At 70.8% G+C, this 23,911-nt stretch carries 18 protein-coding genes and 1 pseudogene; 8 read left to right on the forward strand and 11 right to left on the reverse strand.

Annotation, left to right across the window (positions count from 1 at the left end; all coding sequences use genetic code 11):
• Positions 1 to 13 precede the first annotated feature (13 nt).
• The 5 genes from AB0C04_RS17500 to AB0C04_RS17520 are packed head-to-tail and all read left to right on the forward strand — an operon-like array spanning position 14 to position 4,733.
• Positions 14 to 1,303 carry a sugar ABC transporter substrate-binding protein gene (locus tag AB0C04_RS17500; protein ID WP_357055186.1) on the forward strand — a complete coding sequence of 430 codons (1,290 nt, stop codon included), beginning with the start codon at positions 14 to 16 and terminating at the stop codon, positions 1,301 to 1,303.
• A 12-nt stretch (positions 1,304 to 1,315) separates the two neighbouring features.
• Positions 1,316 to 2,266 (forward strand): sugar ABC transporter permease, encoded by a 951-nt coding sequence (locus tag AB0C04_RS17505; protein ID WP_357055189.1) that lies wholly within the window; start codon positions 1,316 to 1,318, stop codon positions 2,264 to 2,266.
• Positions 2,256 to 3,098 carry a carbohydrate ABC transporter permease gene (locus AB0C04_RS17510; RefSeq protein ID WP_357055192.1) on the forward strand — a complete coding sequence of 281 codons (843 nt, stop codon included), beginning with the start codon at positions 2,256 to 2,258 and terminating at the stop codon, positions 3,096 to 3,098. The genes AB0C04_RS17505 and AB0C04_RS17510 overlap by 11 nt, the downstream gene beginning before the upstream one ends.
• The gene (locus AB0C04_RS17515) at positions 3,095 to 4,000 is read left to right on the forward strand and encodes an ROK family protein (RefSeq protein WP_357055195.1); all 906 of its coding nucleotides are present in this window, start codon (positions 3,095 to 3,097) and stop codon (positions 3,998 to 4,000) included. Before AB0C04_RS17510 ends, AB0C04_RS17515 begins: the two co-directional genes overlap by 4 nt.
• Before the next feature lie 37 nt (positions 4,001 to 4,037).
• Complete coding sequence (locus AB0C04_RS17520) at positions 4,038 to 4,733, forward strand: putative N-acetylmannosamine-6-phosphate 2-epimerase (RefSeq protein ID WP_357055198.1); 696 nt, start codon at positions 4,038 to 4,040, stop codon at positions 4,731 to 4,733.
• An 82-nt stretch (positions 4,734 to 4,815) separates the two neighbouring features.
• On the opposite strand, the gene AB0C04_RS17525 is transcribed toward AB0C04_RS17520, so the two are convergent.
• Together AB0C04_RS17525 and AB0C04_RS17530 are read right to left on the reverse strand one after the other, a co-directional pair.
• Positions 4,816 to 5,271, reverse strand: a complete 456-nt coding sequence (locus AB0C04_RS17525) for an SRPBCC domain-containing protein (protein WP_357055201.1) — start codon at positions 5,269 to 5,271, stop codon at positions 4,816 to 4,818.
• On the reverse strand, positions 5,268 to 5,630 hold the full coding sequence (locus AB0C04_RS17530) for a metalloregulator ArsR/SmtB family transcription factor (RefSeq protein ID WP_357055204.1): 363 nt from the start codon (positions 5,628 to 5,630) through the stop codon (positions 5,268 to 5,270). The genes AB0C04_RS17525 and AB0C04_RS17530 overlap by 4 nt, the downstream gene beginning before the upstream one ends.
• Before the next feature lie 200 nt (positions 5,631 to 5,830).
• Between AB0C04_RS17530 and AB0C04_RS17535 the strand changes: the two genes are divergently transcribed.
• Positions 5,831 to 6,265, forward strand: coding sequence for a hypothetical protein (locus tag AB0C04_RS17535; RefSeq protein WP_357055208.1), 435 nt, complete (start codon positions 5,831 to 5,833; stop codon positions 6,263 to 6,265).
• 84 nt (positions 6,266 to 6,349) lie between these two features.
• Here the strand turns inward: AB0C04_RS17535 and AB0C04_RS17540 are convergent, their stop codons facing one another.
• The 5 genes from AB0C04_RS17540 to AB0C04_RS17560 all read right to left on the reverse strand — a co-directional run bounded on the left by AB0C04_RS17540 (position 6,350) and on the right by AB0C04_RS17560 (position 17,358).
• On the reverse strand, positions 6,350 to 10,390 hold the full coding sequence (locus AB0C04_RS17540) for a ThuA domain-containing protein (RefSeq protein WP_357055211.1): 4,041 nt from the start codon (positions 10,388 to 10,390) through the stop codon (positions 6,350 to 6,352).
• Between the two features lie 142 nt (positions 10,391 to 10,532).
• Positions 10,533 to 11,714, reverse strand: a complete 1,182-nt coding sequence (locus tag AB0C04_RS17545) for a multicopper oxidase domain-containing protein (protein ID WP_357055214.1) — start codon at positions 11,712 to 11,714, stop codon at positions 10,533 to 10,535.
• The gene (locus tag AB0C04_RS17550) at positions 11,711 to 12,673 is read right to left on the reverse strand and encodes a sugar phosphate isomerase/epimerase (RefSeq protein WP_357055217.1); all 963 of its coding nucleotides are present in this window, start codon (positions 12,671 to 12,673) and stop codon (positions 11,711 to 11,713) included. Before AB0C04_RS17550 ends, AB0C04_RS17545 begins: the two co-directional genes overlap by 4 nt.
• Before the next feature lie 18 nt (positions 12,674 to 12,691).
• On the reverse strand, positions 12,692 to 15,727 hold the full coding sequence (locus tag AB0C04_RS17555) for a family 16 glycoside hydrolase (protein WP_357055219.1): 3,036 nt from the start codon (positions 15,725 to 15,727) through the stop codon (positions 12,692 to 12,694).
• Between the two features lie 698 nt (positions 15,728 to 16,425).
• Positions 16,426 to 17,358 carry a diacylglycerol kinase family protein gene (locus AB0C04_RS17560; protein ID WP_357055222.1) on the reverse strand — a complete coding sequence of 311 codons (933 nt, stop codon included), beginning with the start codon at positions 17,356 to 17,358 and terminating at the stop codon, positions 16,426 to 16,428.
• 135 nt (positions 17,359 to 17,493) lie between these two features.
• On the opposite strand from AB0C04_RS17560, the gene AB0C04_RS17565 reads away from it, so the two are divergent.
• Positions 17,494 to 18,345 carry a CPBP family intramembrane glutamic endopeptidase gene (locus AB0C04_RS17565; RefSeq protein ID WP_357055225.1) on the forward strand — a complete coding sequence of 284 codons (852 nt, stop codon included), beginning with the start codon at positions 17,494 to 17,496 and terminating at the stop codon, positions 18,343 to 18,345.
• Between the two features lie 37 nt (positions 18,346 to 18,382).
• On the opposite strand, the gene htpG is transcribed toward AB0C04_RS17565, so the two are convergent.
• The 3 genes from htpG to AB0C04_RS17580 form a co-directional block, all read right to left on the reverse strand.
• Positions 18,383 to 20,296: a molecular chaperone HtpG gene (gene htpG, locus AB0C04_RS17570; RefSeq protein ID WP_357055229.1), complete on the reverse strand. Its 1,914-nt coding sequence runs from the start codon at positions 20,294 to 20,296 to the stop codon at positions 18,383 to 18,385.
• A gap of 186 nt (positions 20,297 to 20,482) precedes the next feature.
• Positions 20,483 to 20,986 carry a hypothetical protein gene (locus AB0C04_RS17575; protein ID WP_357055232.1) on the reverse strand — a complete coding sequence of 168 codons (504 nt, stop codon included), beginning with the start codon at positions 20,984 to 20,986 and terminating at the stop codon, positions 20,483 to 20,485.
• A gap of 161 nt (positions 20,987 to 21,147) precedes the next feature.
• Positions 21,148 to 22,947 carry a M28 family peptidase gene (locus AB0C04_RS17580; RefSeq protein ID WP_357055235.1) on the reverse strand — a complete coding sequence of 600 codons (1,800 nt, stop codon included), beginning with the start codon at positions 22,945 to 22,947 and terminating at the stop codon, positions 21,148 to 21,150.
• Positions 22,948 to 23,086: 139 nt separating this feature from the next.
• On the opposite strand from AB0C04_RS17580, the gene AB0C04_RS17585 reads away from it, so the two are divergent.
• The gene (locus AB0C04_RS17585; RefSeq protein WP_357055238.1) at positions 23,087 to 23,554 is read left to right on the forward strand and encodes a MarR family winged helix-turn-helix transcriptional regulator; all 468 of its coding nucleotides are present in this window, start codon (positions 23,087 to 23,089) and stop codon (positions 23,552 to 23,554) included.
• 282 nt (positions 23,555 to 23,836) lie between these two features.
• On the opposite strand, the pseudogene AB0C04_RS17590 reads toward AB0C04_RS17585, so the two are convergent.
• Positions 23,837 to 23,911, reverse strand: a pseudogene (locus AB0C04_RS17590) (phytochelatin synthase); the annotation flags it as partial.

Below are 23,911 nucleotides of genomic sequence, written 5' to 3' on the forward strand. Positions count from 1 at the left end.
CCCCGGTGAGGAGATGATTGTGAAACCAGGAAAGAGCCTGCGGCTCACCGCCGCGGCGCTGGCCGGTGTCCTTGCGCTGTCCGCCTGTGGTGGTGGTGACCAGGCCGGCGACGACGGCCCGGCCAGCCTCCGGATGACGGTGTGGTCGGCCAACGAGGCGCACCTCAAGCTGCTCAACGAGATCGCCGACGAGTACCGCAAGAACCACCCGGACGTCAGCGCCATCAAGTTCGACCCGCTGCCCTTCGAGAACTACACCACGACGCTGACCACTCAGATCGCCGGCGGTAACGCCCCCGACCTGGCCTGGGTGTTCGAGAACTCGGCCCCCGACTTCGTGAGCTCCGGCGCGCTGCTCCCGCTCGACGACACGCTCAAGAAGGCCGAGGGTTACCAGTACGAGGACCTCTCCCCCGCCACGCTGAAGCTCTGGCAGGACGGCGGCAAGCTCTACGCGTACCCCTTCTCCACCTCACCGTTCGGCGTCTTCGTCAACACCGACCTGCTCAAGAAGGCCGGGCAGAAGACGCCTGCGGAGCTGATCGCCGCAGGGCAGTGGACCTGGGACGCTGCGCTCGCCGCGGCCGGCGGCACGCAGCGTGCGACCGGCAAGGCGGGCCTGGTGATCCGGGACTTCGACTACAAGGGCTGGGACAACCTCTCCACCTTCTGGACCGGCTGGGGTGCTCAGGCGTGGAGCGAGGACGGCAAGTCCTGCGGCTTCGCCGCCCCGGAGATGGTCGAGGCGATGACCACCCTGCACAGGGCGATCTTCACCGACAAGGCGCTGCCCGGGCCGGGCACCACCGCGGACTTCTTCGCCGGTGACGCGGCCATGACCATCACCCAGATCTCCCGCGCCTCGCTGTTGAAGGACGACGGCTTCGCCTGGGACCTGGTCCCGCTGCCGGCCGGGCCGAAGGGCCCCTACGCGGTGGTCGGCCAGGCCGGCATCGGTGTGCTGAAGAAGAGCCCGCACGCGGACGCGGCGGCCGACTTCCTCGCCTTCCTCACCAACCCCACCAACTCGGCGAAGCTCGCCCAGTTCTTCCCGCCGCCGCGGCAGTCCCAGCTGACCGCGGAGACCCTGGGCAAGACGAACCCGAAGCTCAAGCCCGAGCAGTTGCAGAAGGTGGTCGTCGACGGCATCACCAGCGGCGTGGTGAAGCCGAGCCACGCCGGGCAGGCCGAGCTGAGCCAGCAGGTGCGCGCCAGCCTCGACCCGCTGTGGAAGGCGGACGCGGATGTGAAGGCCGTCCTGGACGGCGTCTGCGCCAAGATCCAGCCGCTGCTGGCGAAGTAGGGCAGTCGGATCATGTCCCAGACGGACACCAGGGTGGGCGGGGTCGAGGCCCCGCCCACCCTGGGCGACGGGCGACGGCCCTACTGGACCAGCCGCCGCCGCGACCAGCTCACCGGCTACCTCTTCATCGCGCCGCAACTGCTCGGCAGCGTGCTCTTCGTGATCCTGCCGCTGCTGCTGGTTGTCTGGTACAGCCTGCACGAGTGGAACGTGCTCGCCGGCACGTTCGACTTCGTGGGCGCCGACAACTACGCCGCCCTCGCCGACGATCCCAACCTCGGTCCGGTGCTACGGGCCACCGGGCTCTTCTCCGTGGGCCTGGTGGTGCTCAACCTCGGCCTGGCGCTGCTGCTCGCCGTACTGCTCAACCAGAAGCTGCGCGGCACCATCGTCTTCCGCACCCTCTTCTTCTCTCCCGTGGTCGTCTCCCTGGTGGCCTGGACCATCGTGTGGGGGTTCCTGCTGCAGGACAACGGCGGCCTCAACGGGCTGCTCGACACCGTCGGCGTGGACGGCCCGAACTGGCTGCGCGGCGAGGGCAGTGCCATGCTCTCGGTGATCGTCGTGCAGGTGTTCAAGAACGTCGGCCTGAACATGGTGCTGTTCCTGGCCGCCCTGCAGGGCGTTCCGGCGGAGCTGTACGAGGCCGCCGAGGTGGACGGGGCGAGCCGGATGCGCCAGTTCTGGCGGATCACCGTGCCGCTGATCAGCCCCACGATCCTGCTCACCTCGATCATCACGGTGGTCGGCTCGCTGCAGGTCTTCGCGCAGATCGCGGTGCTCACCCAGGGCGGCCCGGGCACCTCCACCACGGTGCTCGTCTACTACCTGTACCAGCAGGCCTTCCAGTTCCATCACTTCGGCTACGGCGCGACCCTGTCGATCGTGCTCTTCGGCATCGTCCTCGCGCTCACCGTGCTGCAGTGGCAGATGCGCAAGAGGTGGGTCTTCCATGAATCGTGACCTGTCGCCCCGGACCAAGCTGGTGCTCTACGGGGTGCTGCTGGTGCTGGCGATCCCGTTCGTCTTCCCGACCTGGTGGATGGTCACCTCGTCGCTCAAGCCGGTGTCGGACATCTTCGCCTTCCCCCCGCAACTCCTTCCGGTGAGCCCACGCTTCGACGCGTACCAGCGGGTGTTCGAGTTGCAGCCGTTCGGCCGGCAGTACCTGAACAGCCTCTACATCGCGCTGGTGGTCACCGTCGGCACGCTGGCGGTGTCCGCGCTCTCCGGCTACGCCTTCGCCCGGATCCGGTTCCGCGGCCAGAACGTGCTGTTCCTGGTCGTCCTCGCCGGCCTGCTCATCCCGAGCGAGGTGACGATCGTGCCGCTGTTCCAGATGTTCTTCAAGCTCAATCTGGTCGACACCCACTGGCCGCTGATCCTGGTGCCGATCCTCGGCGCTCCGAGCGTGCTGGCGACGTTCATCATGCGGCAGTTCTTCATCAGCCTCCCCGGCGAGTTGGAGGAGGCGGCCCGGGTCGACGGTCTCGGCCGGTTCGCCACCTTCTGGAAGATCGCCCTGCCGCTGTCCCGGCCCGCCCTGGGCGCGGTCGCCATCTTCACCTTTCTGCACAGCTGGAACCTCTATCTGGAGCCGATCGTTTTCCTCTCCTCACCGGAGAAGTTCACCCTGCCCCAGGCCCTCACCCAGTTCGTCGACGCCTACGGCGGGCCGATGTGGAACGTCCAGCTGGCTGCGGCGTCGATGACCGCGCTGCCGGTGCTGATCGTCTTCGTCATCGCCCAGAAGCAGTTCGTCGAGGGCCTGGCGCACACCGGCCTCAAGGGATGACCGGAGCGACTCCCCTGGTCGGGCTCGACATCGGTGGCACCAAGACGGTCGCCGCGCTGGTCGGCCCGGCCGGCGAGGTGCTCGACCACCGTCGGGCGCCCACCCCCGCCCAATCCGGGCCGGTGGCGGTGCTGGACACCGCCGCGCGGCTCGCCGCGGAGCTGCTCCCGGCGGCCGGCGCCGGACCGGTCGGGGTCGGCACGGCGGGCACGGTCGACCCGGCGACCGGTGTCATCCGGTACGCGACCGACAGCCTGCCGGGTTGGTCCGGCACGCCGGTCGCCGACGCGCTGGCCGACCGGCTCGGACGACCGGTCCGGGTCACCAACGACGTGAACGCGGCCGCGCTCGGCGAGTGTTGGGTCGGTGCCGGTCGGGGCAGCGGTCACCTGCTGCTCGTCGCGGTCGGCACCGGCCTGGGCGGCGCGGTCCTGCGGGACGGCCGGATCGAGACCGGCGCCCGGGGCGCCGCCGGCGAGGTGGCCCACCTTCCGGCACCGGGCGCCGAGCGGCTGCGCTGCGGCTGCGGCCGGTACGGGCATCTGGAGGGGATCGCGTCCGGCAGCGGCCTGGCCGCGGCCTACACCGCCGAGACCGGCGTACGGGTCAGCGGGCGGGCGGTGGCCGAGCGCGCGGCGGCGGGCGACCCGGTGGCCAGCCAGGTGGTCGAGCGGGCGGGCGGCGTGCTCGGCCGCACCCTCGCCGGCCTGGTAGCCCTGCTGGACCCGGCGGCGGTGCTGCTGGCCGGTGGCGCGGCCGGCGCCCTGCTGCCCGCCGCGCTCACCGCCTTTGCCGCGGACCTGCCGCCGGCCTGGGCCGAGGTGCCCCTGCGGCCGGCCGCGCTCGGCGAGCGGGCGGTCGCGGTCGGGGCCGCCCGGCTCGCGATGGCCGGACAGGCGTGACGGCAACGGAGGCCGGCAATCCGGCACCAGGAAGGGAATGGCAGCGGTGAGTGTGCTCGACGAACTGGCCGGCGGGCTGGTGGTCTCCTGCCAGCCGCTGCCCGACGACCCGGACGACCCGATGCGGGACCCGTACGTCCAGGCCCGGGTGGCCGCCGCGGTGGTGCGCGGCGGGGCGGTGGCGGTCCGGGCCAACGGACCGGCCGACATCCGGGCGATCCGCGCCGCCGTCGAGGTGCCGGTGATCGGGCTCCACAAGCACGGCAGCGCCGGCGTCTTCATCACCCCGACGGCGGCGCACGCGGTCGAGGTGGCCCTGGCCGGGGCCGAGATCGTGGCGGTGGACGCCACTCACCGGCCCCGGCCGGACGGTCGGAGCTTCGCCGACACGGTCCGCGCGCTCCGCGACCGGACGGCGGCCCTGGTCCTCGCCGACGTCGCCACCGTGGCCGAGGGCGTCGCCGCCGTCGAGGCCGGCGCGGACGCGGTCGCCACCACGCTCTCCGGCTACACCGCGACCAGCCCGCGCTCCGACGGGCCGGACCTGGCCCTGGTCGACCGGCTCGCCGCCACGGTCCCGGTGCCGGTGATCGCCGAGGGCCGGTACCGGGACGCGGAGCAGATCCGCCAGGCCTTCGCGGCGGGCGCCCACGCCGTGGTGCTGGGCAACGCGATCACCTCGCCGTTGTGGCTCACCCGCCAGCTGGTGGCGGCCACCGGCGCAGCGAGCTGACCGGCCCGCCGGCGCGGTTGCGCTGCTCCGGGCGGCGGAAGCGCCCGGCGCGGGGGGTACGCCCCGACCCGCTTGGACGGCGTCAGGCCGTGGCCGCCGCGGTCAACTCGGCGGCGAGGGCGTCGAGCTGGCTGCCGGTGCCCTGTTGGCGCCAGGCCGGCTGCTCGTAGCCGTCCAGGTAGGTGCCCTGCTCGGTCAGGGACAGCCGGGTGCCGTCGCCGTCGGCGGTGAACTCCACCGTGGTGACCGAGACGGTGACCACGGTGCCGTCGGCCGCGAGCGTGGAGCTGCACACGATCCGCTGGCCGGGGACGATGTCGTGGTAGCGGGACTCGAAGCTGAGCAGCTTGCCGTCGTGCCGGCCGCCCGCCCGCTCCCGGCCGCCGACCCGGAAGTCGAGCTCGTGCTCGGCGGCCGGGCCGGCGAACCATCGGGCCTTGACGGCCGGGTCGGCCCAGGCGGCAAAGACCGTGTCGGGCGGAGCGGCGTAGTGCCGCTCCAGGTTGAACGTCGAGTGGACGATCGCTGCATCCGTCATCGTCGGTCCTCTCCTCCTGTTGTCAACTCCTCGGTGGCGTGCCTGGCCACGACGTCGTCGAGGCGGTCCAGCCGCCGCTCCCAGTCGGTGCGCTGCGCGGTGAGCCAGCCTTCGGCCGTGCGGAGCACGGCGGACTCGATCCGACAGGTCCGCACCCGGCCGACCTTCTCGGAGACGACCAGGCCACTGCTCTCCAGCACCTGGAGGTGTTGGAGCACCGCCGGCAGGGACATCTCCAGCGGACGGGCCAGTTCGCTGACCGAGGCCGGTCCTCGGACCAACCGCTGCACGATGTCGCGGCGGGACGGGTCGGCCAGCGCGTGGAAGACCCGGTCGAGCGACCCCTGATGGTTAGGCACTCCCTTAAGTTTCCAGAGGGCGACCCAATAGTCAAGTTATTGCTTAACCTTCTGCCCCGGCGATCCACGCACTCCGGCCCGCCTGGGCAGCCTTGGGCGTTTGCCGGACCAGGTCGGGGGAAGACCCGGCCCACGCGACCCGCCACGCCGTGGTCTCCGCGGTGCTGGCGGTACCGGGACAGACCGGAGGAGGAGCGAGGATGACCGCAGGCAGGAGCGCCGTCCCGGCGGGCAGCCGGCCGACCGGGGCCCGCAAGGCCACCGGGGCGAAGAAGGCTCCGATGAGCCGCAAGGCGGCGGCGAAGAAGGTCGCCGCCGCGACGAAGCGAGCCACCGGCGCGAGCGCGGCCAAGGCCCCCGGCGGGAAGCCCACGTCGACGACCACCCGCGTCGCCCGCAAGAAGGACACCTCCGCCACCACCGCCACGCCGACCCGCCGGCCCACGGCGAAGGCGGCGGCCGCGAAGAACGCCCCGCCCAAGAAGGCGCCGGCCACCAGGGCCGCGGCGAAGAAGGCGGCTGCGAAGAAGGCCGCGCCGGCCCGGGCCCGCACCACCTCCGCCACCAGGGCGCCGGCGAAGAAGGCGACCACCATGGAGTCGTTCGGCAATCGGCGTACGCCCCGCAAGGCCTGACCGCCGCCGCGCGCCTCATCGAGCCCGAACACGGCGATGCCGGGCACGGAGGGTGGGTCCTCCGTACCCGGCACGCCATCTCGGTTACAGCTCGCGGACCCTCACGTCGCGGATCTCGATCAGGTCGTTGGTGCCGTGGTTCTGCAACCCGACGAACCCGCTGAGGAACTGGCGCAGGTCCGTGGGCGGGTCACCGGCGCGGGACGACGCCTTGCCCGGCGTGTTGTCGAACTCGTTGATCACCACGCCGTTCCGGATGATCGTGTAGTGCTGCCCCACCACCCGGACCTCGTAGTCGTTCCACTGGCCCTTAGGGGTGACCCGAGCCTGGTCCATCGTGTTCGGGTCGAAGTTGTAGATCGAACCGGTCTTCTGCGACTCACCGGTCGGTCCGTCGTAGATCTGGATCTCGTGACCGCAGTAGATCGCCACCCAGGCCGGTGAGCCCGCGGCCGAGCCGACCTTGCCGCACTCGGGCCGCTGGTCGACCGGCGTCCGCGGGTCCGGGAACCGGGTGAAGACACCGCCGTTGGCGTACGTGCTGCCGGTGGAGACGTCCCGGAACCTCATCCGCAGAGAGAAGTCGCCGAACTCGCTCCCGGCGTACCAGAGCATGCCCAGGCCACCGGAGCTGCGGATCGAGCCGTCGCTACGCAGCGCGAACGACCCGCTGGGCGCCTGCCGCCAGTCGGCCAGGGACTGCGCGGTGCCGTCGAAGATCGGACGGTAGCCCGGGATCGTGCCGACCGTCGACTCCCTGGCCGCGCGGTTCAGTCGGTTCCCGTCCTGCTTGTCGATCTCACCGGCGGCGCGCAGCCGCGTGACCACGTCCTCGACGTGCCGGACGAACTCCCGGTGGTCGGCCCACTCACGCTCGTCGTCGATCAGGTCGTTGACCGTGCAGCCACCGCCGACCGCGTAGTTGGCCACTCCGGTGTCGGTGTCGAGCATGCGCACGGTGGACCGGGTGTCCGGCGTGGCACAGCCGACGCTGACCGGCAGGACCGTGGTCGCCACCTCGCCGTTGGCGTAGGTCACCTTGAGGGTGACCTGGTAGGAGCCGTAGCCGGCGTACCGGTGGGTGGGGTTGGCCTCCTGCGACTTCGCGCTGCCGTCGCCGAAGTTCCACTCCCAGGCCACGCCGCCGACCTTGGCGCTGGAGAACTGGATCATCGTCGGGTCGCTCTGCGCGACGGCGCGCACGCCGGCGTCACTCGGGTTCGGCGTCGCCGGCCCGCCGGTGTAGGCGATCCGGATCAGCTTCTGGTTGGGGTGCAGGCTGAAGAACCCGCCGGCGTAGTCGAGCATGTACAACGCGCCGTCCGGGCCGAACTTGGCGTCCATCCAGGACTGGAGCTGGTTGGCGCCGGTGCCGGAGCGGATGATGGAGCGCAGGTCCTCGGCGAAGGCCGGCCGGCCGGCGTCCTTGACCGTCTTCGGGTCGACGGTCACCGCGATCCGGTTGTTGGCGTTGGACTGGTCGCCGATGAACCATTTGTTGTCCCAGTACGCCGGCCACGCGACGCCGCTGGTGGTATCGACCTTCTCCACCTGGTAGGTCGGGCCGTCCATGATGGCCTGACCGCCGCCCTTGAGGTACGGCTCGGTGAAGGTCTCGTCGCCGAGCTTGTAGGTCGGCAGGCCGCTGCCGTCGGTCCGCTCCGGGTAGACCGGGCCGCCACCCTGGGGCGAGAACCAGATCATGTTGTCCCGGGCCGGCGGGATGTCCACCAGACCGGTGTTGCGCGGCGACGTGTTCTTCAGGTTGTCGCAGTCGTACCAGCCGGTCAGGACGGTGGCGTCGGTGTTGCTGCGGTCCCGGTAGGGCTGCCGGTTGCCCATGCAGTACGGCCAGCCCTGGTTGCCGGCGGAGGTGATGATGGTCGCCGTGTCGTACTTCGCCGGGCCCAGTTCCGGGCTGGGGGCGCCGGCGTCCGGGCCGACCCACGCGGCGGTCAGCCAGTCGTTGACCGGGTCCCAGGCGATCCGCGCGATGTTGCGGACCCCCATCACGTAGATCTCCGGACGGGTCTTGCCGCCGCCCTCCTCCTGTCCGGTGAACAGGTTGCCCGCCGGGATGGTGTACGTGCCGTCGGCCTCCGGGTGGATCCGCAGGATCTTGCCGTTGAGGTCGTTGGTGTTGCCGGAGGTACGCCGGGCGTCCTGGAACGAGACACCCTGGTACTCCTGCGTCCAGTTGTTGCCGGAGTAGCCGTCGGAGCCGCCGGAGGAGTTGCTGTCGCCGGAGCCGATGTAGAGGTTGCCGGACTCGTCGAAGGTCATGCCGCCACCGGCGTGGCAGCAGCTGTGGATCTGGGTGTCCCAGGAGAGCAAGTCCTTACGGGTGCCCTGGTCGAGGGTCTGATTCGCCGCGTCGTAGGTGAATCGGGAGACCGTTCGCTTGCCGATCCGCTTGTCCCGGTCGATCGACTCGTGCGGCATCCAGTAGGCGTAGATCCAGCCGTTCTCGGCGAACTTCGGGTCCAGGGTGATGCCGACCAGGCCCTCCTCGTTCTTCACCAGCTCGCTGCCACTGCCCCGGTTGCCCATCACGGGCAGCGTGGTGAGCAGCTTGACCTGCTTGGTCTCCGGGTCCCACTGGTGGATCGTGCCGCAACCGAGGCCGACCTTCGGGTCGTCCCAGCTCACGACCGGTCCGCTCGGGCAGGCGGCCTTGCCGATGTAGAAGACCGTGCCGTCCTCGGCGACGGTCAGCCCGTGCGGCTCACCGACCTGGTCGAGCTGACCCTGCTGGTTGGGCGCGGTCAGCCGGTCGATGCGGTAGTTCGCGGCGATGGTCGCCTGGCAGTCCCCACGAACCATGCCGGTGGTCCACTTGATGGCGCCGGCCAGGTGCGACTGGAACTGGGTGTCGGAGCTCCAGCTCTCCGCGGTACGGCCCATGCCGGTGTAGAACGACCGGCCGCCGTCGTAGTCCTGGCACCAGGAGATCGGGTGGAAGGTGCCGTTGCCGCTCAGCCCGGCGTCGTAGGTGCCCTCCTCGACCTGCGCGACCGTGTGCACCCTGCCGACCGGGCTGGGGTCCCAGTTGATCCACTGGTCGGACCGCTTCGTGGTCAGCGGCATCCCCTTGTTGGCCGGGTGCTGCCGGTCGGTGAAGTCGACCACGGCCTGCTGCACGGTGCTGTCCGGCGGCGGCCCGGCGTCCGGGCCGATCAGCCACAGCTCGGCCAGCTGGAGCAGGGGCTCCCCGCTGTTCGCGGTGATGTTGAGCCGGTAGTGCTGGTAGGCAGTGGTGTTGGTGAAGCTGTACTGGTTGGTCTGGAACCGCTGCGCGAAGGTCTCGTTGCTGCGGGTGTCCAGGTCGGTCCAGGTGCTGCCGTCCTGGGAACCCTGCAGGGTCCAGTTCTTCGGGTCCCGGCCCGGCGAGTCGTTGGCCGAGGTGAGCGCGTACCGGCTCACCACCACCGGCTCCGCGAGCTTCGCCGCCAGCCAGCCGGTGGTCGTGCGGGCGAGCCACTTGCTGCTGGTCGACCCGTCGATCGCGTGCGCCGCGGTCTCGTTCGGCGGGTTCTCCCCACTGGCGGTGGCCGAGACGGGCCGCTCGGCGTTGGGCAGGCCGGCCGCCGGGCGGGTACCGATCAGGCCGGTGAACCAGGAGGACTGCGGTTGGGCGCGCGCCGCGTCGTGCACGCCGACGAAACCGCCGCCGCCCTTGACGTACGCCTGGAAGGCCGCCTCCTGGGTGTCGTTGAGCGTCACCCCGTCGGCGGACAGGAACACCACGCCGCGGTAGCGGGCCAGGTTGGCGAAGGTGAACACGGCCGGGTCGGCGGAGATGTCGACGGTGAAGCCGTGTTGCCGGCCCAGTTTCTTGATCGCCGTGGCGGCACCGTCGACCGGGTCGTCCTGCTCGGCGGCCAAACCGTGGAAGACCAGCACCCGCACCGGCGCGGCGTCCACCGCCGGGGCCGGGGCGGCGGCGCTGGCGGGTACGGCGAGCGTGCCGAGCGCCAGCACGGTGCCGGCGGCCAGGGCGAAGAGGCGACGGGGCAGACCGGCGCGGCGAGGCGCGGCCGCGACGGGATCAGGGCGAGTTCCGATCGGTTCGAACCGGAATCGTCTGTGCCAGGGGGAGATCCGGGAATGGCGTGGGTTAGCCATCTCGACTCCTTCTCAGGTTGAAACGGACCTGGGATGACGAAGGTTGCCGGGGGTGGTGGCCGCTGATCCGGGGGTGGATCCGCGGCCACCGCTTCCCTTCGGCAGGTGGGGTGCGGCCGCCGAGGAGGGCGACCGCCGACGGTCACTTGTGCTGGTGCGCTCCGGCGACGGCCGGCTCTGCGTCCGTGGCGCCGGCCGGGGCGGCGGCGTGGTCGTGGCCGCCACCGGGCGGCATGTTTCCGTTCTCGTCCAGGACGTGCAGCGTTGTGGACATGCCCGCGTCGGAGTGGAACTGCATGTGGCAGTGCAGCATCCAGTGGCCGGGACCGACCGACTCGCCGGCGATGATCTGCACACCGAACGAGTCACCCGGCCCGAGCGTCTTGTTGTCGATGATCGGGACCTGGTCGACTTCGGCGTTGGTCCCGCTCACCGTCCCGGTCCGGGTGTCCGCCCAGGAGTGTCCGTGCACGTGGAAGGTGTGCATGTCATTGCCCATGCCGACGACGATGAACTCGACCCGCTCCCCCTTCTTGGCGACAAGGCAGGTGGGACCCGGTTGCGGGTTGGCGTAGTCGCAGGTGTCGGTGGCCGCGCCCCGGCGCAGGTTGATGCTCTGCTGGTCACCGAAGACGGTCGTGTAGGTCCGATCGGGCTTCGGGTCGCCCGCTCGCCGCACGACCAGGCCGCCGAAGAGTCCGGCGCCGAGGCCCTTGGTGCCGTGCGGGCCGCCCACCACGTGGTCGTGGTACCACCAGTAGCCGGCGGTGCCCGGGGTTCCGGTGGTGCGGTTGCGCTTCTGCGCGAACCAGGTGTAGGTGCGCGACTGGCCGGGCGGCACGTACGAGAAGCTCTGCGCCGTTCCGTCGGACAGTTGGGTGTACTTCACGCCGTGCGCGTGCAGCGACACGCCCAGCGGGTGGGTCGGGTCGGTGCGCAGCGCCTCCAGGGTCGCCACGGGCACCTGGTTGTACAGGGTGATGGCGAGGCACTCCCCCTCGGTCATCTCCATCGTCGGGCCGGGGTAGGAGGCCGTCTCGGGGGTGAGGCCGTAGCCGAGCCGGATCTGGTTGCCGTCCCGGGGCAGTTCCACCGCGTACAGCTTGATGCTGCGGTCCGGGCTGGCGCAGCCCTCGGGCCGTTCGGGAAGCAGGGCGGCGGCCCCGCCCGCGACCGCGAAGCCGCCCGCGCCGAGGAGGGTCACCACCACGATCGCGGCGACGACGAACATCCGGCGCGTGGTGGAGCCGGAGCGGGCGGGGCGTGCCGGTCCGGTCTCGGGAGCCGGCCCGTCCTCGGTCAGCCGCCAGGCGGGGGCGGTCACTTGGTCCCCCGCAGGTTGCGCATCCGGCGGTAGCTGCGCGCCGCGGCCCCCAGCGAACCGGGCGGGTTGGGCTGGGCGCTCGGCCCGGTGTCCTGCTCCCACAGGTACTCGAACCGGCCACGGTTCTTCAGCTCACCGAAGAACTCGGTGAACGGAATGACACCGGCGCCGAACTCCACGTCGAGGTAGGAGTTGCCCTGCTGCGGGTCGGGCAGCGGGACGCCGTCCTTGACGTGGAACAGCGGGTAGCGGTGCGGGTTGGCGTTGACGTAGTCGACCGGCCGGAAGCCCGGGTACTTACGGGCGCCGCCGTACGCCCACAGGATGTCCATCTCCAGGTACACGTAGCGCGGGTCGGTGAGCTCCAGGAACAGGTCGTAGAGCCGCACGTCGGGACGGTCGGTCGCGAAGCTGAACTCGATGGTGTGATTGTGCTGGTAGAGCTTGATGCCTCGGGCTGCCGCGGCGGCGCCCCAGGTGTTGAACTCCGCCGCCGCCTTCTGGTAGCCGCTGATGGTGCGGTCGCCGGTGGGCGCCTGGGCGGTGCCGAGGGCGGGCATGCCGAGGGTCTCGGCGATGTCCAGCTCCTGCTCCAGGTTCGCGCGGAAGTCGCCCAGGCCGCGGTGGCTGCCGGCCGCCTTGAGCCCGTTGTCGTCGAGCAGCTTGCGGATCTGCTGCGGGGTGATGGTGCCGACGTCGCCCTGCGTGTAGCCGGCGAACTCGACCTCCCGGTAGCCGATCCGGGACAGCTCGTCGAAGACGTACGCGAACCCGAACTGGGTGACCTTGTCGCGGACGCTGTAGAGCTGGATGCCCATGTGCCCCTGGGGGATCAGCCGGCCCGGGCCGCCAGCGGCGGAGGCGGGAAGGGCTCCGGCGAGGCTGGCCGCGCCGACCGCGACCGTGGAGCCGGCGAGCCCACGCAACAGGGCTCGACGATCGATTCTCTGCTTTGCCATTGGTGGTGTTCCCTTCGCTCAGTTGCCGGCGGAGGCCGGGGTCAGCGGGGCGATCCGGACGTCACGGAAACTGATGACGTCGGTGGCGCCGTGGTTCTGCAGACCGATGTATCCGCTGGCGCTCTGCCGGCCGGCCCCACCGGGATCGTCGGATCGGGGCGGGTTGAAGACGGCGTCCGCAGGGTTCAGGTACTCGTTGATCAGCTCGCCGTTGCGGAAGATCGACCAGTGCTGGCCGACCACCCGGATCTCGTAGTCGTTCCACGAGCCCTTCGGCGTGACCCGCGCCCCGGTGAGGTCCACCCCGTCGAAGCCGTAGACCGAACCGCTCTTGTACTGGTCGCCGTCGGGCCGGTCGTAGATCTGCAGCTCGTGGCCGTACTTGATGGCCACCCACTCCGGTCGGGACTCGTCGGGGTGCTGGTGGACCTGCGGGAAGCGGGCGAAGACTCCGCTGTTGGCGCGGCCGTCGCCGGGCGCGTCGTCGCGCCACTGCAGCTTCAGTGAGAAGTCCCCGTAGGTCTGCTTCGGGAACCAGAGCATGCCCATGCCCGGGACGGCCCGACTGGTGATCGACCCGTCGGAGTTGCGCAGGAAGCCGCCTCCGCCGACGTGCTCCCACTGCTTGAACGACGCGGCCGTGGAGTCGAGCAACGGCAGGTAACCGTTCTTGGCCTCCGACTTGCCGACGCCGGAGCGGCGGGCCGCGTCGACGAGCTTGTTGCGCTCCTTCTGGCTCAGCACCTCCAGGTGGACCAGGTGCTCGGCGATCAGCTTGACGTGGTTCACGAACTCGGCGTGGTCGCGCCAGGTCCGCTGGCCGTCGAAGAGGTTGTTGATCGTGCAGTCACCCTCGACCGGCCGGTTCGCCACGCCGCTGTCCAGCGTGCCGAACCACACGGTCGGCCGGGTGTCGGGCACCCGGCAGTTGACCCCGGATCCGCTCGCGATCACGGTGAAGGTGATCGAACCGGTGCCCGAGGTGTTGCCGACCTTGTCGGTGGCCCGGAAGCTGAGCGTGTGCTCGCCGGGCTGGTCGACGGTGGTCGGGCGGGCGTAGCGGACGTACTCGCCGCCGTCGAGGGCGTACTCGATCCGGTCGACCCCGCTGCCGGCGTCGAAGGCGAACAGGGTCAACGTGGCGCTGCCGAGGTAGGCGCCCTCGCCGTCGACCTGGCCGGACACCGAGGCGGTGACGGTGGGCGCGGTGGTGTCGTCCGACGGGGGTGCGACCACGGTGAACGACATGGTCTTCACCGCGGAGGTGTTGCCCGCCTTGTCGGTGGCCCGGTAGTTGACCGTGTGCTGACCCGGCTGGTTCACCGTCACCGGCGCGGAGTAGAGGGCGTACGGCTGGCCGTCGAGCGAGTACTCGATCTTGTCAACGCCCGAACCGGCGTCGGTCGCCGTCACCACCACGGTGGCGCTGCTGACGAATGCTCCGTCGCCGTTCTTCTGACCGTGCAGGACGGCGGACGTGGTCGGCGCGGTGGTGTCCTGCGGCGGGGGCGCCGCCACGGTGAACGACACCGACTGCACGGACGAGGTGTTGCCCGCCTTGTCGGTCGCCCGGTAGTTGACGGTGTGCTGACCCACCGCGTTGACGCTCACCGGCGCCGAGTAGGTGGCGTAGGCACCGCCGTCGAGCGAGTACTCAATCTTGTCCACACCGGACTCGGTGTCGGTGGCCGACAACGTCACCGTGGCACTGCCCACGTACGCACCCGCGGTGTCCTGCTGACCGGTGACCGAGGCCGACGCGGTCGGCGCCGTGGTGTCCCCCGGCGACGGCTCCACCACAGTGAACGACACGGTCTTCACCGCCGAGGTGTTGCCGGCCTTATCGGTGGCCCGGTAGTTGACCGCGTGCTCGCCCGGCTGGTTCACCGGCACCGGCGCCGAGTAGACGGCGTAGGGCTGCCCGTCGAGCGAGTACTCGATCGTGTCGACACCCGAACCGGCGTCGGTCGCCGCCAGCATCACCGTGGCACCGCCAACGTACGCGCCGTCACCGTTCTGCTCACCGTGCACCATGGCGTCCGTGGTCGGCGCGGTGGTGTCGTCCGACGAGGGCGGGACCACGGTGAACGACGCCGACTGCACGGGTGAGGTGTTGCCCGCCTTGTCGGTCGCCCGGTACGTCAGCGTGTGCTGACCCACCGCGTTGACGCTCACCGGGGCCGAGTAGGTGGCGTAGGCACCGCCGTCGAGCGAGTACTCGATCTTGTCCACACCGGACTCGGTGTCGGTGGCCGACAACGTCGCGGTGGCACTGCCCACGTAGTTGCCATCGGCATCCTGCTGCCCGGAGAGCGACGCGGTCACGGTGGGCGCGGTGGTGTCGTCGGGCGCGGGCGCGGCCACGGTGAACGACACGGTCTGCACTGCCGAGGTGTTGCCCGCGTTGTCGGTGGCCCGGTAGCTGACCGTGTGCTCACCCGGCTGGTTCACCGTCACCGGCGCCGAGTAGACGCCGTACGCTCCGCCGTCCAGCGAGTACTCGATCTTGTCCACGCCCGAGTCGCCGTCCGTCGCGGACAGGTTCACGGTGGCGCTGCCCACGTACGCGCCGCTGCCGTCCTGCTCGCCGGTCACCTCGGCCGACGCGGTCGGCGCCGTGGTGTCCGAGCCTCCGCCGGACACCTCCAGGAGGCCGGTCATACTGCCGTGGCCGGGAATCGCGCAGAAGTACCGGTAGGTACCCGGGGAGAGCACCACGTCGACGGTCCACCGGCCCCCGTTGGCGTCGTTCGGGTCGGCCAGGATGTTCACGTCGACGTCGCTGTTGTACGCCGGGTTACCGGTGTCGAAGGTCAGGGTGTGCTGCATGCCGGTGGTGTTGCCGGTCGCGGCGCTGTTCTCGAAGACGAGCGTCGCCGGCCCGGCCACCGCGGTGGTGGGGGCCGAGCGGTACGCCAGGAAGTTGTCGCCGGCGGTCCAGGTGAGCACCTGGGCCTGCAGCTGACGCGGCTGGGCCGTGGGGGCGGCTGACGTCGACCGTTCCGGATCGACGGGGCGCGCGCTCGCGGGCACCGCCACCACTCCGGCGGTCACCCACACCAGGGCGGCCGTGGCGACGGCCGCTATCGATCTCCGGAGCCGGCCCGGCCGGAGCCGGGCGGGGGGTGTGTACCCGTTCATCTATGCCTCTCTCCCAGGTTCGAGGCGCGCCGGGCGGGAGCAGGCAGCCCCCCGTCAGGTCACCTCTGTCCAGATGTGTCGCCGAGCGACCATCCGCTTGGCCCCTCCCGGCCGCACGGAGCCCCGGCCGTGGCGGTGCCACGGCCGTCCGGTGTGTGGATGGAGTCCACCCGGGTCGGCGCGCGAGCCGGATCGCACGCGTCATCGGGCGTGTTCAGCGTGGAGCTGACGGGGTGGTGGTGCCACGCCTCACAGCTGGCGGGGCGCCATCGAGAGCGGGACGAACGAGGGTCGACCCGCGGCGCGTCTCCGCACCGGGTCGCCGGGTGTGCCGCTGACCCCCGTGGTGCCGTCCCTGGTCGGGCCGGCGATCGCCGGACGGGTTGCGCCGCCCGGAGACCAATCGATCGAGATCTACCGCGCCGCCGGTTCGTCTCGATGAAACATATTGATGTGCACCGACACTACTAAGTTGGCCCCAGCGTGTCCAGGCCTTTCGTCGGCCCTCGCCATACTTTTCTCTGAACCGACGAAAGTCTCCGACGGAGTCGACGACTGAGGCGTCAGAAAGCGCCAGAGGTCCACAGGGGACGGTGACCGGGCCCGGTTGGTCAGGCGCGGGGCTCGGGACAGCAGACGGTCAGCGCCGCGGGAACCGAGCGGACCTTGAGCTTCCCGACCGCGTCACGTGCCCCGCCGTCGAGCTCGTACGTCCGCGGCGCGGCGAAGCGGACCGTCACCCGGCGGCCCCGGGTGATCCGGACGAAGGGCGAGTCCGTCGACCGGCCGGTCGCCATCCGGCCGAGGGTACGGGCCCAGTCGATCGCCCCGCTCGCGGTCGACACGCCCACCTCCAGGAGGCCGTCATCCGGACGGGCGTCGTCGAAGGCGGGGATGCCACCGGTGATCGTGCCGACGTTGCCGAAGAGCACGCAGCTCGCCTCGCCGTCGAACCAGGTGACCCCGTCCACCCGGATCCGGGTGCGTACCAGCTCGCCCCGGACGTGCCGCAGCCCCGTCCAGACGTACGCGAGCCGACCGAGCCGGCCCTTGAGATCGCGGTCCGCCTCGCGGATCAGGTCACCGTCGAAACCCGCGCCGGCCATCACCGCGAAGTGCTCGCCGTTGAGCCGGCCCAGGTCGAGGCGGCGCCGCCGACCGTGCAGGCCGATCCGGACCGCCTCCGCCAGGTCCTCCGGAATGCCGAGGTTGGCGGCGAAGAGGTTCGCGGTGCCGGCGGGCAGGATCGCCATCGGCGTCCCCGAGGCGGCCAGAGCGTCCGCGCAGCGCTGCACCATGCCGTCGCCACCCCAGACGAAGACCAGCCCGGCACCCTTCTTCAGCGCCTTGCGCACCTTCTTCGGCGCCTTGCGGCTCTTCGGCACCTCGTACCAGAGCAGGTCGTCGACACCGGCGCCGGCGAGCGTCGCCCGCAGCTCGTCGAGGCCGCCGCCGAGGCTCTTGCGTCGGTGGGCGACCACCGCGACCGTGCCCACCCGGGCGGCGGTCGGGGTCGGGACGAGGGCGGCGCTGCTCGTGCTCATGTCCGGCGGTGTTACCCAGCTCGCGCACCCGGCAAGCGTGGGTCACCGGGGTGACCGCGCCCGCCACACTGGGATGGCCCGCTTCCCGGCGACGCGGGGCGCCGCCTCGGCCGCTCCCCGGAAACGGAGACCGCGATGAGCCCACCCGCATCCGCCCACCACCCCCGGCTCGCCCTGCCCTGGCGGGTGGGGTTCGTCTTCGTGGCCGTCACCGCCGCGCTGATCGTCATCACCCCGGCGGCCCGCTCCCCCTTCGGGGTGGCTGCGGACGAGTACCACCGCGGGGCGCACGCCCTCCGGGCCCTGCTCACCGCCGTCGTGCTGTGCGGCATCGCGGTGCTGGCGTGCCGGTGGCTGGATCGGCGTCCGCTGGCACAGCTGGGCATCGCCGGGGGTGGCGCCGTACGGATGGCACTCGTCGGCGCCGCGATGTGGCTGCTGCCGGCGTTGCTGGCGACCGTCGGCTGCGTGGCGCTCGGATGGGTGCGGATCGACCTGCTCCACTCCCCGGCCGCGCTCCTGCTGCTGGTGGCCACGCAGGTCGTGCTCGTGTTCCTGCTCGAGGCGCTGCCGGAGGAGCTGGTCTTCCGGGGCTATCTGTTCGTCAACCTCGCCGAACGGCTGCGCAGATGGGGAACGATCCTGGCGCAGGCCGCCCTCTTCGCCGCGTGGGGCGTGCTGGTCGGCTCGGTCGACGACCCGATGCGCCTGGCCATCTTCCTCGGCTTCGGTGTCGGCCTGGGATACCTGCGGGCGCTCACCGGCACCATCTGGGCCGGGGTCGGTCTGCACGTGGCGTTCCAGACCGTCGCCCAGCTGCTCAGCGGCACCCAGGCGCCGGCCTTCTCCGTGACCGGGTTCAGTGTGCTCACGTTCCTCGCGCTCGGCGTCGTGCCGTTCGGCGTGGGCCTGCCGATTCTGGAGCGCCTGCTGCGCAGCCGGCCGGCGTGGCTGCCCGGGGCCGCCGCGTCCGCGCCGTCGAGGTGAGCGGTGGGGAACCCGCCGGGTCCCCCACCGCTCGCGCTCAGATCGTCCGGGCCAGCCGATCGGCCAGGATCCGGGTGAACCGGGACGGGTCGGCCAGCTCCCCGCCCTCGGCGAGCAGTGCCATCCCGTACAGCAGCTCGGCGGTCTCCCGCAGCTCGGCCTGGTCGCCACCCTGCTCGTGCGCCTTGCGCAGCCCCGCCACCAGCGGGTGCCCGGGGTTCAGCTCCAGGATCCGCTTGACCGACGGCACCTCGTGCCCCATCGCCCGGTACATCTTCTCCAGCGTCGGGGTGAGGTCGTGGGCGTCGCCGACCACGCAGGCCGGCGAGGTGGTCAGCCGCGACGAGAGGCGGACCTCCCGGACGCTGTCGGCCAACGCGCCGGCCATCCAGGTCAGCAGCTCGGCGTGCTCCTTGCGCTGCTGCTCCCGCCCGGCCTCGGCCTGCGTACGCTCCTCGTCGGTGTCCAGGTCGACCTCGCCCTTGGCGATCGAGCGCAGCGGCTTGCCGTCGTACTGGCCGACCCGCTCGACCCACACCTCGTCGACCGGGTCGGTGAGCAGCAGCACCTCGTGCCCCTTGGCCCGGAACGCCTCCATGTGCGGCGAGTTCTCCAGCATGGCCCGGGACTCCCCGGCGGCGTACCAGATGTCGCTCTGGCCGTCCTTCATCCGCTCGACGTAGCCGCGCAGGTCGGTCGGCTCGGCCGGGTCGTTCGTGGAGGCGACGCTGACCAGCTCCAGCAGGGTGTCCCGGTTCTCCGTGTCGTCGATCAGACCTTCCTTGACCACCGCGCCGAACTCGGTCCAGAAGGTCCGGTACCGCTCCGCGTGGTTGGCCTTCAGGTCCTTGACGGTGGCCAGGATCTTCTTCACCAGCCGCCGCCGGACGGCCTGGATCTGCCGGTCCTGCTGAAGGATCTCCCGGGAGATGTTGAGCGACAGGTCGTGCGCGTCCACCACGCCCTTGACGAAGCGCAGGTAGCCGGGCATCAGCTCCTCGCAGTCGTCCATGATGAAGACCCGCTTGACGTAGAGCTGGACGCCGCGGCGGCCCTGCGGGGCGAAGAGGTCCAGCGGCGCGTGCGCGGGGATGAAGAGCAGCGCCTCGTACTCGAAGGTGCCCTCGCCGCGCATGTGCACGATCTCCAGCGGATCGGCCCAGTCGTGGCTGACGTGCTTGTAGAACTCGTGGTACTCGGCCTGGTCGACCTCGTCGCGACTGCGCGCCCAGAGCGCCTTCATCGAATTGAGCGTCTGCACCTCGCGGGTGCTGGCCCCGTCCTCGCCGGAGCGCTCGACGGTCATCCGGATCGGCCAGGCGATGAAGTCGGAGTAACGCTTGACGATCTCCCGGATCGTCCACTCGACGGTGTAGTCGTGCAGGTTGTCCTCGGCGTCGGCCGCCTTGAGGTGCAGGGTCACCGTGGTGCCCTGCGGGGCGGCGTCGACCGGCTCGATCGAGTAGGTGCCCTCACCGCTGGACGACCAGCGGGTGCCGCCCTCCTCACCGGCCTTGCGGGTCAGCAGCTCGACCCGGTCGGCGACCATGAACGCGGCGTAGAAGCCGACCCCGAACTGCCCGATCAACTCCTGCGAGGCGGCGGCGTCGGCGGACTCGCGCAGCGTACGAAGCAGCTCAGCGGTGCCCGACTTGGCGATGGTGCCGATCACCGAGACGACCTCGTCGCGGCTCATCCCGATGCCGTTGTCCCGCACGCTCAGGGTGCGCGCGTCCCGGTCGACCTCGATCTCGATGTGCAGGTCGGAGGTGTCGACGTCGAGGTCCTTGTCGACCAGGGACGTCAGCCGCAGCTTGTCCAGCGCGTCGGAGGCGTTCGAGATCAGTTCACGGAGGAAGACGTCCTTGTTCGAGTAGATCGAGTGGACCATCAGCTGGAGCAGCTGACGCGCCTCAGCTTGGAACTCCAACGTCTCGGCCGGGTTGCCCACACCGTCTCCCTTCCCTCGTCGTGGTGGCTTCGCGGAAAGGATACGAGTCGTCACCGAGCGGGTCGCGTGGGGCGTCCGGCGGTCGCCGCCCGCCGGAGGCGGCGCCCGGCGCAAGGCCGCCGCCGGAGAACTCCGGCGGCGGCCCGTCACCCGGTCAGCTCCGGCCGGGCGCGCTGCGTGTCGGGGTCAGCAGCCGCAGGTGTAGAAGAGGATGTCCCAGTGGCTGCCCTCCTTGGTGTAGAGGTTCCCGGAGGCCGCCCGGTACTGGTATCCGAAGCCGGCGATGTAGCCGAGATAGGTGTAGTGCGACGAGATGTAGTTCTGGATGCAGGTGCTCAGCGCGATGTCGAGCTTGTAGCCGTTCCAGTGGCTGTAGGTGCCGCCGGCGTGGCCGACCTCGGTGCCGGCGGTGATGGTGACCGCGCAGCCGCTGGCCCGCTTGAAGGTGATGATGCCGTCGATGGTCGCCTGCCGGACGCCGTCGAACGAGGTGCAGGTGGCGACGTTACGGTTGCTGCAGTTGCCGCTGGAGGTCCACGAGATGTTGGCGGCGCGCAGCTGCGAGGTGGCGCTGGAGTGGCTGATGGCGAAGGCCGGGCTGGCGAGCCCGAGCGCCGCGCCGAGCGTGGCGAGGGTGGCCACGACCAGGGTGAGCACGCGGCGGCGCAGAGTGGTTCGGGTGGACGACATGGGTCTCCCGTTCGCTCAGGGGGTTGGGAATGTGCGAAGCAGGAGGCCGGCCTTGCAGGATTTCTACCATAGATAGATGTGGGTGAATATATGGCGGCCGGCCACGGTTCGCCGGGAAGCGATGTCCACCTCAGCCACCCGTGCCCGGCCGCCGGCCGTGCTCAGCTCGCCTGGAGCGTCACGTCGTCGATCACGAAGCTGGTCTGCAGCGAGGAGTCCTCGGTGCCGGTGAAGGTCAGGGTCAGCGTCTGACCGGCGTACGCCCCGACGTTCAGGGTGCGCTGCACGTAGCCGGCTGCGGCGTTCAGGTTGGACCAGGTCGCCAACGTGGTGCTGCCGAGCCGCACGGTGAGCCGGTCGTACGCGGTCGAGGTGGTGGTCTCGGCGGTGTCGATGTGCAGCCAGAACGTCAGTGTCGAGGCGGTGCAGCCGGCCGGCAGGGTCACCGACTGGGCGAGGGTGTCGGTGCGGGTGCGGCCGTACCCGTCCAGCCACGCCTTGTAGGAGCCGGTCCGGGCCGGCTGGTCGGCCGAGTTGGTGATCACGCCGGAGGTCGCGGTCCACGGGCTGGTGCCGCTCTCGAATCCGCCGTTGCCGATCAGCTGGCCGCCGGCGCAGCCGCCGGTGCCGGTCACGGTGAGCGTGTAGGCGGCGGTCCGGGTCACCGAGCCGGTGCCGGTCACGGTGATGGTGAAGGCGCCGGTGGCGGCGGTCGCGGACGCCGTCAGGGTCATCGTCGCCGAGCCGCCCGAGGTCACCGACGACGGGCTGAACGAGACCGTCACGCCGCTGGGCGCTCCCGAGGCGGAGAGCGCGACCGGCTGTGCGGCGCCCGCGGTGGTGGCGGTGCTGACGGTCGCGGTACGGGAGCCGCCCCGCGCGACGCTGCCCAAGGCCGGGCTCACCGCGATGGAGAAGTCGCTGCCGGGCGTGCCGGTGCTGACCGCGAGCTGCCAGACTGCGTACGCGACACCGTCCGCGGCCCGGTTCAGCACGGTCGCGCTGATGTTGCTGCTGGTGTCGCAGGCGCGGTGGTAGCACGGGTCGTACGCCGCGCTGGCCGTACCACCCCACTTGGCCGCCTGAGTGCTGGTCTTGCGGGCGCTGGCGCCTGCGGCGTAGCCCGAGGTGGGGATGCCGGCCTGCTGGAACGGGTAGTCGTCGGAGCGCCCCTGCCCCTCGACGTTCTCCTCCGGTTGCAGACCGAGCGAGTCCCAGTACGCCTTCAGCGGCGCGGCAGTGGTGGAGGTGAGCCGGTTGATGAAGTACCCGCCGTTCGTCGACCCGACCATGTCGAAGTTGTAGTAGCCCTTGATGTAGCCGCGCTGCGTCGCGCTCAGCGAGTTGACGTAGAACCGCGAGCCGTTGAGCCCCTGCTCCTCGTCGGTCCACCAGGCGAACCGGACCCGCTTGGTCATCGTCGGGTTCTGCTGGGCGAGCACCAGGGCGTTCTCCAGCAAGGTGGCCGAGCCGGAGGCGTTGTCGTTGATGCCCGGACCGGCCGAGACGCCGTCCAGGTGCGCGCCGAACATGACCACCTGATCGGCCGGGCCGCCCGGCCACTCCGCGATCAGGTTGTTCGACGGATACGTGCAGGACGAGCAGTACTGCTCCGAGACCGTGTAGCCGGCGGCCTGGAGCCGAGTCTTGACGTAGCTGACCGACGCCGTGTAGCCGGCGGAGCCGGCCCGCCGGTTGCCGCCGTTGCTGGTGGCGATGCTGTTGAACTGGGTCAGGTGTGCCTGCAGGTTGGTCACCGAGATGTCCGGCGCCGCCAGCACCGCGGCTGCGGTCCGTGCCGGGGCGACGGGCATGCCGGCGGGAGCGGCGGCTGCGGCGATCGGCCGCACGTCGGCCGGGCCCGCGGACGGGGACGCCGCCACCGGTTGGGCGGTCAGCGTCACCGTCAGTCCGGCGCACACGACGAGCGCGAGCCGTGTGCGCATCGTTCTGCCTCTCATGAGGGCTCCTCGGGGTCGGAGGGAGCTAGACAGTGACATATGTCGATGCGGCGGAGCAACGGTCGTTCGTCCGGAACCCGCCCGACGCCGGTCTTGATCCTTCTTGACCTCAACCACCAGCCAACAGGAGACGACGCGCATGACGACGCAGCACCTTTCCGATGCCGAGCTCGTGGCTCAGCCTGCCGCGTACTGGACCGGGGTCGCCTACGAGGCCCTGATCGCCTTCACCCGCGCCCGGCAGGCCGAGTTCGGTTTCACCCAGCCTCAGTTCTGGCTGCTGCGCAACCTGTCGAAGAACGACATCTCCCCCGACGGCCGCGGCATGACCATCGCCGAGCTTCGGCAGGCGATGAGCAGTTACCTCAGATCCGAGGACGACCTGGAGGCGGAGTCGGCGGTGCTGGTGGATCGGGGTTGGCTCACGCGGGACGGCGAGGGACGGCTGTGGATCACCGAGGCGGGCGACGAGGCCCGCGTCGACCTCAAGAGGCACGCCCCGGCGATCCGCGCTCGCATCCACCACGGCATCGACGACGCCGACTACGTCACCGCGGTGAAGGTGCTCCAGCAGATGATCCGCAACACGGGCGGCCCGGTGAGCTAGTCGACTGGCCACGGCAGACGGCTCTCCCGCCGGTAGGCGCCGGACAACGGCCGGCCGGCCCCGGGGGGGGGTGGGGTCGACCCGTGGAGACGACAGTGAGCCGACCCGAATGGAGTCGGCCCGCAGTGCACGGACGACGAGAAGGCCGGCCCGTTGCGGGCCGGCCTTCGGCAATGGGACGACGGCGGGCCGACTCGGGTCGGCCGGTGGAGTTGCCGAGAAGGGCCGGACCCCTGGTGGGGTCCGGCCCTTTTCGGTGTTTCGGTGTTCGCTTGTTGTGGGTCAGCTGGTGGAGTAGCCGCGGGTGGCGATCCAGTCCGCGAGGTGCTCGGTGCTGATCCAGTAGGAGGCCATGTT

The organism is Micromonospora sp. NPDC048909 (assembly GCF_040649635.1).
Classification (GTDB): domain Bacteria; phylum Actinomycetota; class Actinomycetes; order Mycobacteriales; family Micromonosporaceae; genus Micromonospora.